We start from the raw sequence: 14,450 nt of genomic DNA on the forward strand, positions 1-14,450 counted from the left end.
TGGATAATGGGGACCGAAAAGGCCGCTTTTCGGTCCTTATCTTTGCAGTCCGGGCGGGGCGTCTTCTAGCCGCAGTCTGAATTGATCAACAATTTAGGAACAATTGTGGATAATACTGTGGATAAATATCGGGTTGCGAAATAGAGCGTAAAAATATATATTATACATAACAAATTTAGACCGAAGCATGGTGATTGTGATGAATTCAACCGATCGAGTACCGTTATATCAGCAAATTCAGGATTACGTCCGCGACCTGATCGTTTCGTCCGGCCTGCAGGAGGGCGATCGCATTCCGACCGAGAAGGAATTGATGGAACGTTTTCAGGTAAGCAAAATTACGGTCGTCAATGCGCTGACGGGGCTCGCCAATGAAGGCTTGATTAAGCGGGTACCCGGACGAGGCAGCTTTGTCAGCCGGCCGGAGACCGCTCATCCGGAACCGGACGAAGCGGAGCGTGCGCCATCGGCCCCCGTCCCGGCAGGCGAGCGGAACGTTCCCCGGCACAGTGGATTTGTCGGCATCGTCATGCCGACGATCGAGGATTATTTTGCGATTCGGCTCATTGGCGGCATCCAGCGGGCCATCTTGGAGAGCGGGTACCGGAGCATGATCCTGCTGACAGAGGGCAGTCTGGAGAGGGAACAGGAAGCGATCAAGACGCTGAAAGAGATCGGCGCGGAAGGCATGCTCATTTTCCCGGTCGACGAAGAGCAGTACAATGAGGAAATATTGAGCATGAAGCTCGCGGGGTTCCCGTTCGTGCTGATCGACCGGTATTTGCCCGGCGTGGAGACTCATTATTTCGCTTCGGACGGCAAGCTCGGCACGGCGATGGCGGTGGACTACCTCTGGGAGCTCGGCCACCGCGATATCGCGATTTGCTCGGATTCCCCCTTGCAGACGGTAACCGTGCAGGAACGTATCGAAGGCTATATGAACGCGCTTAGCGCCAAAGGCGCGCTGATCAATCCGGCGCTGATGATTACCGGCTTCCGCGTAAACGGCGCGGACGGCCTGGAAGAGCATCCGCTGTACCGGTATATTCGCAACCGGATGGCTACCGCCTATATTACGCTCAACGGCAAGCTCGGCGTTCACGTTTACCGGATGGCCGAACGGGCCGGGCTGAAAGTGCCGGACGACTTGTCGATCATATCGTTCGACGATCCGACCTCTGCTGTGGAGGATTTCAGCATGTTCACGCATATTCGCCAGCATGAAGAAGATATGGGATATCAGGCGGCATTGAAGCTGCTGGAAATCGTCCGCACCGGTCACACCAACAAAGGGCCGTTCAGCAAAATGCTGATTCAACCCGAGCTGGTTATCCGCCAGACGACGGGGCCGGTACGAACGGCTGCGGAATGAGCGGTTGTTGAGGCGTAAGCGATCCGAAGATGTGTACGAACCGGAGGTCTGCGGGCGGCTAAAGCCCTGCATTGCGCAATCGGTCGCGGTTCCGTGGCGGTGCGAGTGTGAGCAGGTGCGCAATCGTTCGCAAGACCCGGTAAGCATGCGGCGCAGTAGCGTCATACAAGTTATAAAAATTCGAGACTGCCGAGATCACTCCCGGCAGTCTTTTCTTCCATCCGCGCCATCCGTCAAATCTTCACCGGTCCGTCGGTGTGCCTCGCCATCCGTCAATTCGTCCAACGTCCGTTTACGCGCCCCGCCTTCAGCGCCTCCATTTCTCGGCAGATTGATTTGGCGAAAAGCCTGCAAAAGCGATAAAGCCCTGCAGGTGCGCAATGGACCGCGTGGCGGGGACGTCGGGCTGCCGCCCGGCCCGGCCTCTGACAGAGACGACGGAGTCGTTGCTGCTTATGCATCCTGGCGTATGACCGCTTCACCCAAGTCGGTTCACCGATATACATATTGAATATATATAAATAATATATTATATTAGTCAATGAATAAGGTTCTTCGCGTTAACAACCGATCGGGTCAATCGGAGCAAGCCGTACGCTAAAAGTAAAGGAGAAGCATAATGCCATACGAAACAGTGAAGCCGAATCAATTAAAACCGATGCTGGACTTTTTGAAAGAAAACATTTATCGTCCGATCGCGGAACTGAAAGTAACCGCCTGGGTGACGCCTGAACCGGTTCCGTATGCGGAGCGCATGTCCGGCCGGAAGGTGGAGCTGAAATCGGGCGAACGTTGGGGCGAGCTCTGGGACTGCGCCTGGTTTCATTTTCAAGGAACGGTACCGGACGAGGCGGCCGGCAGCAAAACCGTCCTGCTCATCGACGTGAACGGGGAATTGTGTCTGGTCGACGATGAAGGCTCGCCGGTGCAAGGTTTGACGAACGTCAACTCGGAATTCGATCTGTCCCTCGGTTTGCCGGGGAAACGGGTCGTACATATCAGCGATGCGGCTTCCGGCGGCGAAACGATCGATCTGTGGGGAGACGCGGGTTGCAACGATCTGTTCGGCCGCTATCGCAGCGGCACGTTGAAGGAAGCTTGCGTGGCGATATGCCGGGAAGACGTCCGCCGATTATATTACGACGCCGAGGTGCTGCTCGAAACCGCGGAATGGCTGCCGGAACGCTCGGCACGACGGGAGCGCATTTTGCGCGCGCTCTACGACGTATCGCTGCTGCTGACACCGGATTTGCCGGAAGAAGCGGTCGGTCGGGCGCTGGCGCTGCTCGGCGAACAGCTTGCCAAGCGGGGCGGCGATCCGGTTCTGACGATCAGCGCGATCGGTCATGCCCATATCGACTTGGCCTGGCTGTGGCCGATTCGCGAAACGATCCGCAAAGGAGCCCGTACGTTCGCCACGGCGCTGCGCATGATGGAGCGGTATCCCGATTATGTGTTCGGCGCCAGCCAGCCGCAGCTGTATGACTGGATCAAGCAGCGCTATCCGAAGCTGTATGAGCAAATTCGCGAACGAATCAAGGAGGGGCGCTGGGAACCGCAAGGGGCGATGTGGGTCGAATCCGATACGAACGTGCCGGGCGGCGAATCGCTCGTACGCCAGATTTTGTACGGCAAACGGTTCTTTATGAAGGAATTCGGTCAGGAGATGAAGTCGCTCTGGATGCCGGACGTATTCGGCTACACCGCCAGCCTGCCGCAAATTTTGAAGAAATCGAATGTCGATTACATGATGACGCAGAAGCTGTCGTGGAGCATCTACAACCGCCACCCTCACCATACCTTCATGTGGGAAGGCATCGACGGCTCGCGCGTCCTGACCCATATGCCGCCGGAGGATACGTACAACAGTCCGGCCGCGCCAAGGTCGATCGCCAAGGCGGAGGCTCAATATCTGGATAAGGGCGTGTCGGAGCATTGCTTGATGCTGTTCGGCATCGGCGACGGCGGCGGCGGTCCCGGCGAGGAGCACCTGGAGCGGCTAGCGCGGGAGAAAAACTTGCTCGGACTTAGCCCGGTTATGCAGGAGACGTCCGCGGCGTTTTTCGAGAAGTTGAAGGCCGGCCAGGACCGGTACCAGGTATGGCGCGGCGAGCTGTATCTGGAGCGGCACCAGGGGACGCTGACGACCCAGGCCCGCAACAAGTGGTACAACCGCCGACTGGAGAAAGCGTTGCGGGAGCTGGAGTTTGCCGCCGTGCTGGCCCAAGCGGTTTCCGGCATGCCGTATCCGGCCGCGGAACTGGAGGAGATTTGGAAGGAAGTGCTGCTGTACCAGTTCCACGATATTTTGCCCGGATCGTCGATCAAGCGGGTATACGATGAATCGCTGGCCCGATATGCGCTGCTCGCTGAGCGGGTCGAATCGCTTATTGCCGAACGTTACGGCGAGCTGGCGAAGCGGGCTGCCGGCGGCGATCGGACGATTGTGTTCAACTCCTTGCCGTGGGAGCGGGACGAGTGGTTGAACATCGACGGGCGATGGACGAAAGTCCGCGTTCCATCCATGGGGTATGCCGGAGCGGACGGATTGCTTGGCGGGGACGGTCAGCCGGAGGCGATCGGGAGCCTGCGCGCTTCGGCCGAAGAGCGGCGGATCGAGAACGAGCTGCTTGCGGTCGTCTTCGATGCCGACGGCTCGATCGTCTCGATATTCGACAAGGAGAACGGCCGGGAAGTCGTGTCTGCCGGCGAACGCGCCAACGCGCTGCGCATTTATAACGACAACGGAGATGCCTGGGACTTCCGCCAGGATTACCGTCAGCAGGGAAGCGCGGCGCCTGAATTGGCGGAAACCGAGGCGTTCGCGGACGGACCGAGTGCCGGGCTCATTCACCGCTACCGTTTTGGCCAATCGGCCATTACCCAGAAGGTGGTTTTGACGGCGGGAAGCCGGCGCATCGATTTTGTGACGAATGTGGATTGGAAGGAATCGGGGAAAATGCTGCGGACGTCGTTCCCGGTCGACGTGCGTTCGGATTCGGTTGCATGCGAAATCCAGTTCGGCCATCTGAAGCGGCAGACGCACCGCAACACGTCGTGGGATTATGCGCGCGACGAAATTTGCGCACATCACTGGATCGATCTGTCTGCGCCGGATTACGGCGTCGCGTTGCTCAACGACAGCAAATACGGGCATCGTGCCGAAGGGAATACGCTCGATCTCAATTTGCTGCGCAGCCCGTCTTATCCGGACCCGGAGGCTGACCGGGTGGAGCATACATTTACGTATTCACTTTATCCTCATAAAGGGGATTACGTTCAGGCAGAAGTGTATAAGAGAGGGTATGAGCTGAATGTGCCGCTGCGGGCGATAAGCGCAGGTCCTGCCGATGGCGTTGTCGGGGAAGCGGTCCTGCCGTCGCGTTCGTTCCTGCGAATCGACCATCCGCATATTATGATAGAGGCTGTCAAAAAGCCGAGGATGACGACGATTGGATCGTTCGTCTGTATGAAACGGCCGGCACGCGGGCCGAAGCCGAGCTTCGGACGGACTTTGCGGTCGAATCGGCATGGATTGCCGACTTGATGGAGCAACCGCTTGAGCCGGTATCGACGGAAAACGGTGCGATCGCGCTCTCCTTTGCGCCGTTCGAAATTTTGACGGTGAAAATTCGGCTTTCGGCGACACAGTCATAATATAACATATAACGTGACATAACATCATATTATAATAGAAAGGCAGCATCGGCCGCAGACGGAATTGCGGTTGATGCTGCTTATTCATTTTACAGATTTCAAAACCGAATCTTATAACCAATGATTCACATATGCAATTAATCCTAACGTAGCTCCAATTGCAGCTCCGACAAATACAAAGCAGCTTGTTTTTAACTCGGCCATGTTCCGTTTCATTTTTGTATCGCTCACGAACAGCCCTTCCTTCTATTCCAATCTAATAATTTGTACGTTTTTATGAACGATATGTTTCATTAGCGGGAAAGGGAGGATACGGGATAACTTTTATCAACAACCTGTGGATATTGTGAATAAAACCGATCCGGTTTTTTGTCGATAAGTATGCTGCGCTCAGTTTTCTTGAGAAAATGCTGATCGAAGAACGTGCTAAACGTATCGTTGTCGACAGAATTGTATTACAATTCATAGCAAATTGTGGATAAACCTGTGGAAAGAGTGGATGAATGAAAATGAAGGAGCGGATAGACGGAAATAGCATGACCGTAATGGCGATGGCGGGAATAACGGAGTCGAGTAGCATGATCGTATGCGATGACGAGAATGCGTGACAGGAATAGCGAGACGAGAATAGCGTGGACGAATCGTGATGCCGGAAGGTATCAGGCAGGGATAACGGTGTCAAATAGCGATACCGGGAATAGCGACGACAGGAATAGCGCGACGAAAATAACGGAAACGGCAGCGCGGCCGCGGCGAGGGTTCCCCCTCGCCGCAAGGCCAAGCCGGCAGCATAACGGCAGCAGACAGGCTACTCCAGCAGCGCTTCCCAGGCTTCGTACGCTTGCTGCAGCTCCGCTTTTTCGCTTCCAGCTCGGTTTGAATTTGCTGAACTTTGACATAATCGGGATAAACATCCGGATCGGCGAGCTGCTCCTCCAGTTTGGCCGTTTCCTCCTCCAGCCGGGCGATTTGCTGTTCGAGCTGCTCCAGCTTGCGCTGCCGGTTCCGCTCTTCCCGTTTCGCCTGTTTTTCGGCTTCGTATGACATGACAGCTCCTGCGGTCTGACCGGACGGCGACTTCGCCGCTTGATTGGCATGCTCCCCGGACTCCAGCAGCGATTCTTCGGTTTCCCGCTTTTTCTCGAGCATTTCGTCATAATTTCCCAGGAAATGATTCGTGCCGTCCGGTTTCAATTCGACAATGCGTTCGGCCATCTTGTTCAGAAAATAGCGGTCATGCGAAATGAACAGCAGCGTACCTTCATAATCGATTAATGCGGCTTCAAGCACTTCCTTGCTGTACAGATCGAGATGGTTCGTCGGCTCGTCAAGAATAAGCACGTTGGCCCGCTGCAGCATCAGCTTGGCCAACGCGATGCGAGCTTTCTCGCCGCCGCTAAGCGACGAAACCCGCTTCAGCACGTCTTCGCCGCTAAACAGGAACTGTCCGAGAACGGTTCGAACGCTCGTTTCCTCCATATGCGGGTAGGCGCTCCAAAGCTCTTCCAAAACCGTATTTTCTCCGTTCAAATCGCTCTGTTCCTGATCGTAATAACCGATTTTGACATTCGCGCCCCATCGGATCGTGCCTGCCGAAGGCTGTCGCCTGCCGACAAGCGTCTGCAGCAGCGTCGATTTTCCGATGCCGTTCGGACCGATCAGCGCAACGGTTTCGCCCCGCTGCAGGCGGAAACCGACATGTTCGAACAACGGGCGATCCTTCCCCTCGAACGTCACGGCCAGATCGCGCACCTCCAGCACGTCGAACCCGGTCTGCCGATCGATGTCGAATGTGAAGTACGCTTTTTCACTTCGCCGGCAGGCTTGTCGACGCGCTCCATCCGCTCGAGCGCCTTGCGCCGGCTTTGCGCCCGTTTCGTCGTCGACGCGCGCGCGATGTTCCGCCGGATGAAATCTTCCATTCTGGCGATTTCGGTTTGCTGCTTCTCGTATTGTTTCATCGCGGATTCGTATTCGGCGGCTTTCAGCTTGACGAATCTGGTATAGTTGCCGGCGTAGCGCTTCGCCCCGTGCCGTTCGATCTCGACGATGGTCTGAACGAGCGCGTCGAGAAAATAGCGGTCGTGCGAGACGACGAGGATGGCGCCCGGGTACCCTCGCAAATAATCTTCCAGCCAGGTCAAGGTTTCGATGTCGAGATGGTTCGTCGGTTCGTCCAGCAACAGCAGGTCGGGGGCCTGCAGCAGCAGCCGGGCAAGCGCAAGGCGCGTCTTCTGTCCGCCGCTTAACGTTGCGACCGGCGTATCGGGCGGGAACTGGCCGAAGCCCATGCCGTGCAGCACGCTGCGGATGCGCGTCTCCATCTCGAAGCCGCCCTGGTCCCGGAACCAATCCGATTTGCGCGCGTATCGCTCCAACGTTTCCTGGTACCGCTTGTCGTCGGCCTGCAGCTTTGGATCGGCAATAAGCCGTTCCAGTTCTCTCAATTCGGCTTCCGCTTCCGTCAGATGGCTGAAGACCGCCCGCATTTCGGCATCGATCGTACGATCGGAGTGAAAGCCGCTATTTTGCGGCAGATAGCCGATCGTGCACTCTTTCGTCTTGTAGATCGCACCGCCGTCGGGAGACAGCTCGCCGGCCAATATTTTCAACAAGGTGGACTTGCCGGCGCCGTTGACGCCGACGAGCCCGATCCGCTCGCGTTCCTGTATTTGAAACGAAATGCCTTCGATAATCGGCGTTGCGCCGTAGCTTTTGGAAATATCGGTTAATTGCAGCAGCATCGTTTGCGTAACCTCCATACGAATCGGCCTGTCGACAACGGACAAAGCGCCGCTTGTTTACCAATTACAGTTTACATGATATCGCCGCTTTGCGCGACTGGCGGGAAGGGGCGGAAATGGCCGGGATATTCGCCGCTGTGTGCATTGGCTATTATTGAAGTTAATGGTACACTAGTAGCATCTGGCGTTAATGGCTTCGCCGTCGTTGACGGGCGAAAATATGTGAATAAAGGCAGAAGAAGCATAATGCAGGATAAAGCGAATGATACCGCAAGCCAGAAGCGCGAATGGCGCCGCCGGATGTCGGCGCTGCGCGACGGGCTCCCTCTGGAGCGGCGTCTCGCCTGGTCGCTGGACGCATGTCGCGCGGCGGCCGCATGGATGGAGGAGCGCGGCATCGAATCGTTTATGACGTATGTCCCATTCCGTTCGGAGCTGGATACGCGGCCCTTGATCGAATGGGGTTGGGAACGGGGCGTCGCCGTAACGGTACCGCGCGCCAATCCCGCCGACCGTTCGATGACGCTGTACCGGATTGCCGGATGGGACGATCTGGAAACCGGGGCATACGGCATCCCGGAGCCGAACCCTTCCCGGGCCAAAGCCTTCCGTCGCATACCGGATGCGGTATGGGTCCCGGGTCTTGCCTTCGATCTGCGCGGCGGCAGACTGGGGTACGGGGGCGGCTATTACGACCGGTTCGACGCCTATCTTCGTTCCTTGCCCGGCGGCAGACCGCCATGGATCGGGATGGCCTACGAAGCGCAGTTGACCGCCGATGTGCCGACGGAGGATCACGATGCGCGCGTCGACGGCGTGATGACCGAGCGGGGCTTCTATCCTGCGGTGCGGAAAGGATCGTAGCGATGGAAACGGGATTCAGCCATTTCAACGAGCAGGGGCGGGCGAAAATGGTGGACGTGTCGGACAAGGAGGCCACGCCGCGAGAGGCGACTGCCGGCACATGCGTCCGGATGCGCGCGGATACGCTGGCGCGGATCAAGGAAGGAAAGGTCGGCAAGGGCGATGTGCTTGCAGTCGCGCAGGTGGCGGGCATTATGGCGGCGAAGAAAACGTCGGAATGGATTCCGATGTGCCACCCGTTGCCGCTGACCGGCATCGATCTGAAGTTTGCCGATAACGGCGAAGACGAACTATATATTGAAGCGACAGTCAAGACGACCGGCAAAACCGGCGTGGAGATGGAGGCGCTGACTGCGGTATCGGCAGCGGCGCTGACGGTATACGACATGTGCAAGGCGCTGCAGAAGGATATGGAGATCGGTCCGACCCGGCTGCTCGCCAAAACCGGCGGAAAATCGGGAGATTACACATTTCCTGCGCGGACGGGTGAATGACGGAACAGTTGGGAGGAATGGGACATGCGATGGAAAGTGGCGATTTTGACGGCCAGCGACAAAGGTTCCCGCGGCGAGCGGGAAGATACGAGCGCACAGGTGATACGCGAGCTGGTGGAAGAGGAGTTGGGCGGCGAGATCGTGGATTATCGCATCGTGCCCGACGAACAGGACGAAATTATGGCGGCTCTGATCGAGATGACGGATTATTATAAAGCCGATCTTGTGCTGACGACCGGGGGAACCGGTCTCGGACCGCGGGACGTGACGCCCGAAGCGACGCTTAAGGTGGCGGACCGGAACGTGCCCGGCATGGCCGAAGCGATGCGGATGGCCGCCATGCAGCGCACTCCCCGGGCGATGCTGTCGCGGGGCGTGTGCTGCATTCGGGGAACAAGTCTGATCGTCAACCTGCCCGGCAGTCCGAAAGGCGTGCACGAAAATTTAATGGCGGTTATGGACCAGCTGCCGCATGCGCTCGGCGTGCTGTCCGGACGGATCGGAGAGCATTCGTATGAAGGCTAACGGGAAATCGGGCGGCACGGTATTGAAGGAAGTGCCGGTGCGCGAAGCGATCGGCATGGCGCTCGCCCACGATTTGACGCAAATCGTGCCGGGTTCCTTCAAAGGGCGGCTGTTCGCCAAAGGCCACATCATTACCGAAGAAGATATTCCGCGGCTTCTGGATATCGGCAAGGAACATATCTATGTTATGGAGCTCGCGCCGGGAGAGCTGCACGAGGACGATGCGGCGATCCGGATGGCGCGGGCGCTGGCCGGGGAAGGGACGGAGCTTGCCGGGCCGCGCGAAGGCAAAGTCACGGTACGGTCGAATATAACGGGACTGGCTGCCGTGGACGAGCGGTTCGTTCATGCCGTTAATGAAATCGGGGACATCGCCCTTGCGACCGTGCGCACGCATACGGTTGTCCGTCCCAGGGTTCCGCTTGCGGCGACCCGGGCCATCCCGCTCGTCGTGCCGGCCGGCAAGGTGGAAACTGTGGAACGGCTGGCCGCGGAATATCGAGATGCGCATGGCGGTGCCGCTCCCGTCGGCGTTCGTCCGCTGCACAGAAAGCGGATCGGATTGCTGACGACGGGCGGGGAAGTGTACAGCGGCCGGATCGCCGACCGGTTCGGTCCCGTCGTCCGCCAGAAAGTCGAGGCGCTCGGTTCGGAAGTAGCGGAGCAGCGATTTGCGCCTGACGACCGCCAAATAATTGTTAACGAAATTTACTATTTGTTGGAGTGCGGTTATGATATAATACTCGTGACAGGCGGGATGTCCGTCGATCCGGACGACCGGACGCCGGGCGCGATTCGGGAGACCGGAGCGGACATCGTCAGCTACGGTACGCCGATGTTGCCGGGTTCGATGCTGCTGATGGGCTACTTGAAAGGTCGCCCGATCATGGGGCTTCCCGGATGCGTCATGCATGACCCGTATACCTCGTTCGATGCGCTGCTGCCGCGAATTTTGGCGGGCGACACGATAACGCGGGACGATATTGTCGCCCTCGGATACGGAGGTCTGCTGCACAACTGCTAGCATCGTCGGCTTGGCGGTCGGTTTCGACTGATCGTTGATCGTTGCGAATAGAAGCGTTTGTTTGCGTAATGCTGATAAGGAGGGAATGATCATGGTAAACTCGATTGGCGTAACGGGCGTCATTTTGCTCGTACTGGTTGCGTTGCTGTTGTTCGGGCCGAACAAGCTTCCGGAGCTTGGCCGGGCGTTTGGACGAACGCTGCGGGAGTTCAAATCCGGAGCCAGGGAGTTAATGGACGACGATCAAGACCGCAAAAATGAGAAACGGGTTGACGTCAGCCGCACGGAAGACAATCCATCGGATAACAAACGGCTTCCGGACTGACGGAAGCCCGCTTTTTTTAACATGAGCATGTTGTCGAAATTACTATTAATCACATGAAAAAACGATTCAGTCGGAGAAGAGCGTAAAATGATTTGTCATTGCAGACACTATGCCGGTACCGGTTTGAAATGCGAAGCCATGCTTCTTCTCCCCTTGAAAGGTGCAAGCTTGACTACCTTATGCAATCATGCAAGGAAGGAGGCGGTGGCTCATGGCAGTTGACCGTTCTTCGGGTGCGTCTGCGGACGACAACCGTTTGAAAAAGCGGCTTCGGGAAGAAGGACTGATGTCGCTATTCGAGCATATTGGCGAACTGCGCAAACGTGTGATCGTCATCTTTGTCGTGCTGGTACTCAGCATGGTTGCCGGCCTGCTGCTCGCCGACCCCGCTTACCGGCTGCTGATGGCCCAGGAGCCGGTTAAAGACATGGAACTGCATGCTTTTTCCTTGTGGGACGGCATCGGCATGTACATGAAATTTGCGTTTGTTATCGCACTGCTCATCACGATTCCGGTCGCTTTCCATCAAATATGGTCGTTTGTCAAACCGGGTCTGCATCCGGCGGAGCAGCGGGCGACGGTTCGTTATGTGCCTTATGCGGCGCTGTTGTTTGTGCTGGGGCTTTCGTTTGCCTATTTTGTCATTTTTCCGATGGCATTCGGGTTTACGACGACCGTATCCCGCAATCTCGGGCTTGAAGAGACGTACGGCGTGACGCAGTATTTCGCGTTCATGTTCAACATTTTGATCCCGGTATCGCTGCTGTTCGAATTGCCGCTTGTCATTATGTTTCTGACGAAGCTGCGAATCGTCACCCCGCAAAGACTTAAAAAATGCGCAGAGTCGCTTATTTCATCATGGTGTTAATCGGTACGACGATTACGCCGCCGGATGTGATCTCCGATATTTTGGTGTCGATTCCGCTAATTGTTTTGTATGAGGCGAGCCTGTTTTTTTCCGGTATCGTGTATCGCAAGCAGCAGGAGAAGGATGCGGCGCGGGAGCGCGAATACGGAGAACTTGAAAGCCATGCGCAAACGTAATAAGGTCCCTGATAACCGAGGGACCTTTTCGGCGAAGCGCTTGCAAGGCGGCCGGTGAAATTGTTGAAAATTGCACCTGCCCCCTTGAAATCCGAAACCAAGTTGAGTATTATAAAAATGGTTATTAGCACTAAACCATTACGAGTGCTAATAAAAGTAAAATGAATCCAAAAAGGAGGCTATTTTTCATGATCAGACCTTTGGGTGAACGCGTATTGGTCGAACCTATCGCGAAAGAGGAGACGACTGCCAGCGGTATCGTATTGCCGGAAACGGCAAAAGAAAAACCGCAAGAAGGCCGAGTCGTTGCCGTGGGCAGCGGAACGTTGAAAGACGGCGTTCGTGTCGCACTCGAAGTTAAAGAAGGCGATCGCGTTCTGTTCTCCAAATATTCCGGTACGGAGATCAAATACGATGGCAAAGAGTATTTGATTATGAAGGAAAGCGAAATTCACGCGATCCTGGACTAAGCCTCTTTCACTAAATAGAAGGCTAATCGTTACTTAGAATCCAATATTAGGAGGTCACTGACGATGGCAAAAGAAATCAAGTTCAGTGAAGACGCCCGCCGTGCGATGCTGCGTGGTGTCGATGCACTTGCAAACGCGGTAAAAGTAACGCTCGGACCGAAAGGCCGCAACGTTGTGCTTGAGAAGAAATTCGGCAGCCCGCTCATCACCAACGATGGCGTGTCCATTGCCAAAGAAATCGAACTCGAAGACGCGTTCGAAAACATGGGCGCTCAGCTCGTTAAAGAAGTAGCGACGAAAACGAACGACGTAGCCGGCGACGGTACGACGACGGCAACCGTTCTCGCGCAAGCGATGATCCGCGAAGGGCTGAAAAACGTTACGGCAGGCGCCAACCCGATGGTAATCCGCAGAGGGATTGAGAAAGCGGTCAACGCAGCTGTGGAAGAGCTGAAATCGATCGCCAAGCCGATCGAAGGCAAACAATCGATCGCACAAGTAGCCGCTATCTCCGCATCGGACGAAGAACTCGGCCAACTGATCGCTGACGCGATGGAGAAAGTCGGCAACGACGGTGTCGTGACCGTTGAAGAGTCCAAAGGTATCCAAACCGAGCTGGAAGTTGTCGAAGGTATGCAATTCGACCGCGGTTACACTTCCGCATACATGGTTACCGATACGGACAAAATGGAAGCTGTACTCGAAAATCCGTATATCCTGATCACGGACAAAAAGATTTCCAATATTCAAGAGATTCTGCCGATTCTCGAGAAAGTGGTACAATCCGGACGTCAACTGCTCATCATTGCGGAAGATGTCGAAGGCGAAGCGCAAGCTACCCTGGTCGTCAACAAGCTGCGCGGCACCTTTACCTGCGTAGCGGTTAAAGCTCCGGGCTTCGGCGATCGCCGCAAAGCGATGCTGGGCGACATTGCCGCTCTGACCGGCGGTCAAGTCATTACGGAAGAGCTTGGTCTCGACCTGAAATCGGCTACGCTGGAACAACTGGGCAGCGCACGCCAAGTTCGCGTATCCAAAGAAAACACCATCATCGTCGATGGCGCTGGCGACAAGAAAGACATCGACGCCCGCGTAACGCAAATTCGGGCTCAGCTCGAAGAAACGACTTCCGATTTCGACCGCGAAAAGCTGCAAGAGCGTCTGGCCAAGCTGGCTGGCGGCGTAGCGGTCATCAAAGTCGGCGCCGCTACGGAAACCGAGCTGAAAGAGCGCAAACTGCGCATCGAAGACGCTTTGAACTCCACTCGCGCTGCGGTTGAAGAAGGTATCGTATCCGGCGGCGGTACGGCGCTCGTGAACGTATACAAAGCAGTGGCCGCCGTTCAAGCGGAAGGCGACGAGAAAACGGGTGTCAACATCGTGCTGCGCGCGCTGGAAGAGCCGGTTCGCACGATCGCGGCCAACGCTGGCCAAGAAGGCTCCGTTATCGTCGAGCGCCTGAAAAACGAGAAACCCGGCATCGGCTACAACGCTGCAACCGGCGAATGGGTTGACATGTTCGAAGCCGGTATCGTTGACCCGGCGAAAGTTACCCGCTCCGCACTGCAAAACGCGGCTTCTGTTGCGGCTATGTTCCTGACGACCGAAGCGGTCGTTGCCGACAAGCCGGAGAAAGAAAAAGCCGCTCCCGACATGGGCGGAATGGGCGGCATGGGCGGCATGATGTAATCGTCAGGCCGAAAACCCTGAAATATCAAAGAAAACGGGACCTTCAAAGGTCCCGTTTTATCATAAAAGTCACAAAAAAGGTCACCTTCTTCCTGCAATGATTGAACGAGAAGCTTCTCATAAGTTCCTTCGAACTTGTGAGAAGCTTTTTCTTTTTCCGGAGCCGCTGCAAGACGGTATTAAGCCACCTGATTGCAGCCGATCAACAGCCCTGACACCTGTTTGCAGCCGATCAACAGCCC

12 protein-coding genes and 1 pseudogene are annotated in these 14,450 nt (G+C 56.2%); 12 read left to right on the top strand and 1 reads right to left on the bottom strand.

Going from position 1 to position 14,450, the window contains the following annotated elements; all coding sequences use genetic code 11:
* Positions 1 to 199 precede the first annotated feature (199 nt).
* From PACILC2_RS01600 to PACILC2_RS26135, 3 genes are all read left to right on the top strand, one after another.
* Complete coding sequence (locus tag PACILC2_RS01600) at positions 200 to 1,372, top strand: GntR family transcriptional regulator (protein WP_213527027.1); 1,173 nt, start codon at positions 200 to 202, stop codon at positions 1,370 to 1,372.
* Between the two features lie 619 nt (positions 1,373 to 1,991).
* Positions 1,992 to 4,919 carry an alpha-mannosidase gene (locus tag PACILC2_RS01605; RefSeq protein WP_244863152.1) on the top strand — a complete coding sequence of 976 codons (2,928 nt, stop codon included), beginning with the start codon at positions 1,992 to 1,994 and terminating at the stop codon, positions 4,917 to 4,919.
* The gene (locus tag PACILC2_RS26135; protein ID WP_244863153.1) at positions 4,838 to 5,029 is read left to right on the top strand and encodes a glycosyl hydrolase-related protein; all 192 of its coding nucleotides are present in this window, start codon (positions 4,838 to 4,840) and stop codon (positions 5,027 to 5,029) included. Before PACILC2_RS01605 ends, PACILC2_RS26135 begins: the two co-directional genes overlap by 82 nt.
* Positions 5,030 to 5,837: 808 nt before the next feature.
* Here PACILC2_RS26135 and PACILC2_RS26140 read toward each other — a convergent pair.
* Positions 5,838 to 7,773: pseudogene (locus tag PACILC2_RS26140) on the bottom strand (ABC-F family ATP-binding cassette domain-containing protein).
* A 246-nt stretch (positions 7,774 to 8,019) separates the two neighbouring features.
* Between PACILC2_RS26140 and PACILC2_RS01620 the strand changes: the two are divergent.
* The 9 genes from PACILC2_RS01620 (at position 8,020) to groL (ending at position 14,208) form a co-directional block, all read left to right on the top strand.
* The gene (locus tag PACILC2_RS01620; RefSeq protein WP_213527033.1) at positions 8,020 to 8,637 is read left to right on the top strand and encodes a 5-formyltetrahydrofolate cyclo-ligase; all 618 of its coding nucleotides are present in this window, start codon (positions 8,020 to 8,022) and stop codon (positions 8,635 to 8,637) included.
* A 2-nt stretch (positions 8,638 to 8,639) separates the two neighbouring features.
* Positions 8,640 to 9,131, top strand: a complete 492-nt coding sequence (gene moaC / locus PACILC2_RS01625) for a cyclic pyranopterin monophosphate synthase MoaC (RefSeq protein ID WP_213527035.1) — start codon at positions 8,640 to 8,642, stop codon at positions 9,129 to 9,131.
* Positions 9,132 to 9,155: 24 nt separating this feature from the next.
* Positions 9,156 to 9,656 (top strand): MogA/MoaB family molybdenum cofactor biosynthesis protein, encoded by a 501-nt coding sequence (locus PACILC2_RS01630; protein ID WP_062495387.1) that lies wholly within the window; start codon positions 9,156 to 9,158, stop codon positions 9,654 to 9,656.
* Positions 9,646 to 10,680 carry a molybdopterin-binding protein gene (locus tag PACILC2_RS01635; protein ID WP_213527037.1) on the top strand — a complete coding sequence of 345 codons (1,035 nt, stop codon included), beginning with the start codon at positions 9,646 to 9,648 and terminating at the stop codon, positions 10,678 to 10,680. The genes PACILC2_RS01630 and PACILC2_RS01635 overlap by 11 nt, the downstream gene beginning before the upstream one ends.
* 91 nt (positions 10,681 to 10,771) lie before the next feature.
* Positions 10,772 to 11,005 (top strand): twin-arginine translocase TatA/TatE family subunit, encoded by a 234-nt coding sequence (locus PACILC2_RS01640; protein ID WP_213527039.1) that lies wholly within the window; start codon positions 10,772 to 10,774, stop codon positions 11,003 to 11,005.
* A 211-nt stretch (positions 11,006 to 11,216) separates the two neighbouring features.
* Positions 11,217 to 11,873, top strand: a complete 657-nt coding sequence (gene tatC / locus PACILC2_RS01645; RefSeq protein WP_372447017.1) for a twin-arginine translocase subunit TatC — start codon at positions 11,217 to 11,219, stop codon at positions 11,871 to 11,873.
* The gene (locus tag PACILC2_RS29105; RefSeq protein ID WP_372447018.1) at positions 11,864 to 12,049 is read left to right on the top strand and encodes a hypothetical protein; all 186 of its coding nucleotides are present in this window, start codon (positions 11,864 to 11,866) and stop codon (positions 12,047 to 12,049) included. Before tatC ends, PACILC2_RS29105 begins: the two co-directional genes overlap by 10 nt.
* 188 nt (positions 12,050 to 12,237) lie before the next feature.
* Positions 12,238 to 12,519 (top strand): co-chaperone GroES, encoded by a 282-nt coding sequence (groES, locus tag PACILC2_RS01650; protein WP_062495380.1) that lies wholly within the window; start codon positions 12,238 to 12,240, stop codon positions 12,517 to 12,519.
* Positions 12,520 to 12,582: 63 nt separating this feature from the next.
* On the top strand, positions 12,583 to 14,208 hold the full coding sequence (groL, locus tag PACILC2_RS01655) for a chaperonin GroEL (protein ID WP_062495378.1): 1,626 nt from the start codon (positions 12,583 to 12,585) through the stop codon (positions 14,206 to 14,208).
* Positions 14,209 to 14,450 lie beyond the last annotated feature (242 nt).

The organism is Paenibacillus cisolokensis (genome assembly GCF_018403665.1).
Classification (GTDB): Bacteria; Bacillota; Bacilli; order Paenibacillales; family Paenibacillaceae; genus Paenibacillus_AH; species Paenibacillus_AH cisolokensis.

Bases quoted from the DNA above. Each gene is read 5' to 3' on its own strand.
- PACILC2_RS01600 (WP_213527027.1), top strand. From the start codon at position 200: ATGAATTCAACCGATCGAGTACCGTTATATCAGCAAATTCAGGATTAC.
- PACILC2_RS01605 (WP_244863152.1), top strand. From the start codon at position 1,992: ATGCCATACGAAACAGTGAAGCCGAATCAATTAAAACCGATGCTGGAC.
- PACILC2_RS01620 (WP_213527033.1), top strand. From the start codon at position 8,020: ATGCAGGATAAAGCGAATGATACCGCAAGCCAGAAGCGCGAATGGCGC.
- moaC (WP_213527035.1), top strand. From the start codon at position 8,640: ATGGAAACGGGATTCAGCCATTTCAACGAGCAGGGGCGGGCGAAAATG.
- PACILC2_RS01630 (WP_062495387.1), top strand. From the start codon at position 9,156: ATGCGATGGAAAGTGGCGATTTTGACGGCCAGCGACAAAGGTTCCCGC.
- PACILC2_RS01635 (WP_213527037.1), top strand. From the start codon at position 9,646: ATGAAGGCTAACGGGAAATCGGGCGGCACGGTATTGAAGGAAGTGCCG.
- PACILC2_RS01640 (WP_213527039.1), top strand. From the start codon at position 10,772: ATGGTAAACTCGATTGGCGTAACGGGCGTCATTTTGCTCGTACTGGTT.
- tatC (WP_372447017.1), top strand. From the start codon at position 11,217: ATGGCAGTTGACCGTTCTTCGGGTGCGTCTGCGGACGACAACCGTTTG.
- PACILC2_RS29105 (WP_372447018.1), top strand. From the start codon at position 11,864: ATGGTGTTAATCGGTACGACGATTACGCCGCCGGATGTGATCTCCGAT.
- groES (WP_062495380.1), top strand. From the start codon at position 12,238: ATGATCAGACCTTTGGGTGAACGCGTATTGGTCGAACCTATCGCGAAA.
- groL (WP_062495378.1), top strand. From the start codon at position 12,583: ATGGCAAAAGAAATCAAGTTCAGTGAAGACGCCCGCCGTGCGATGCTG.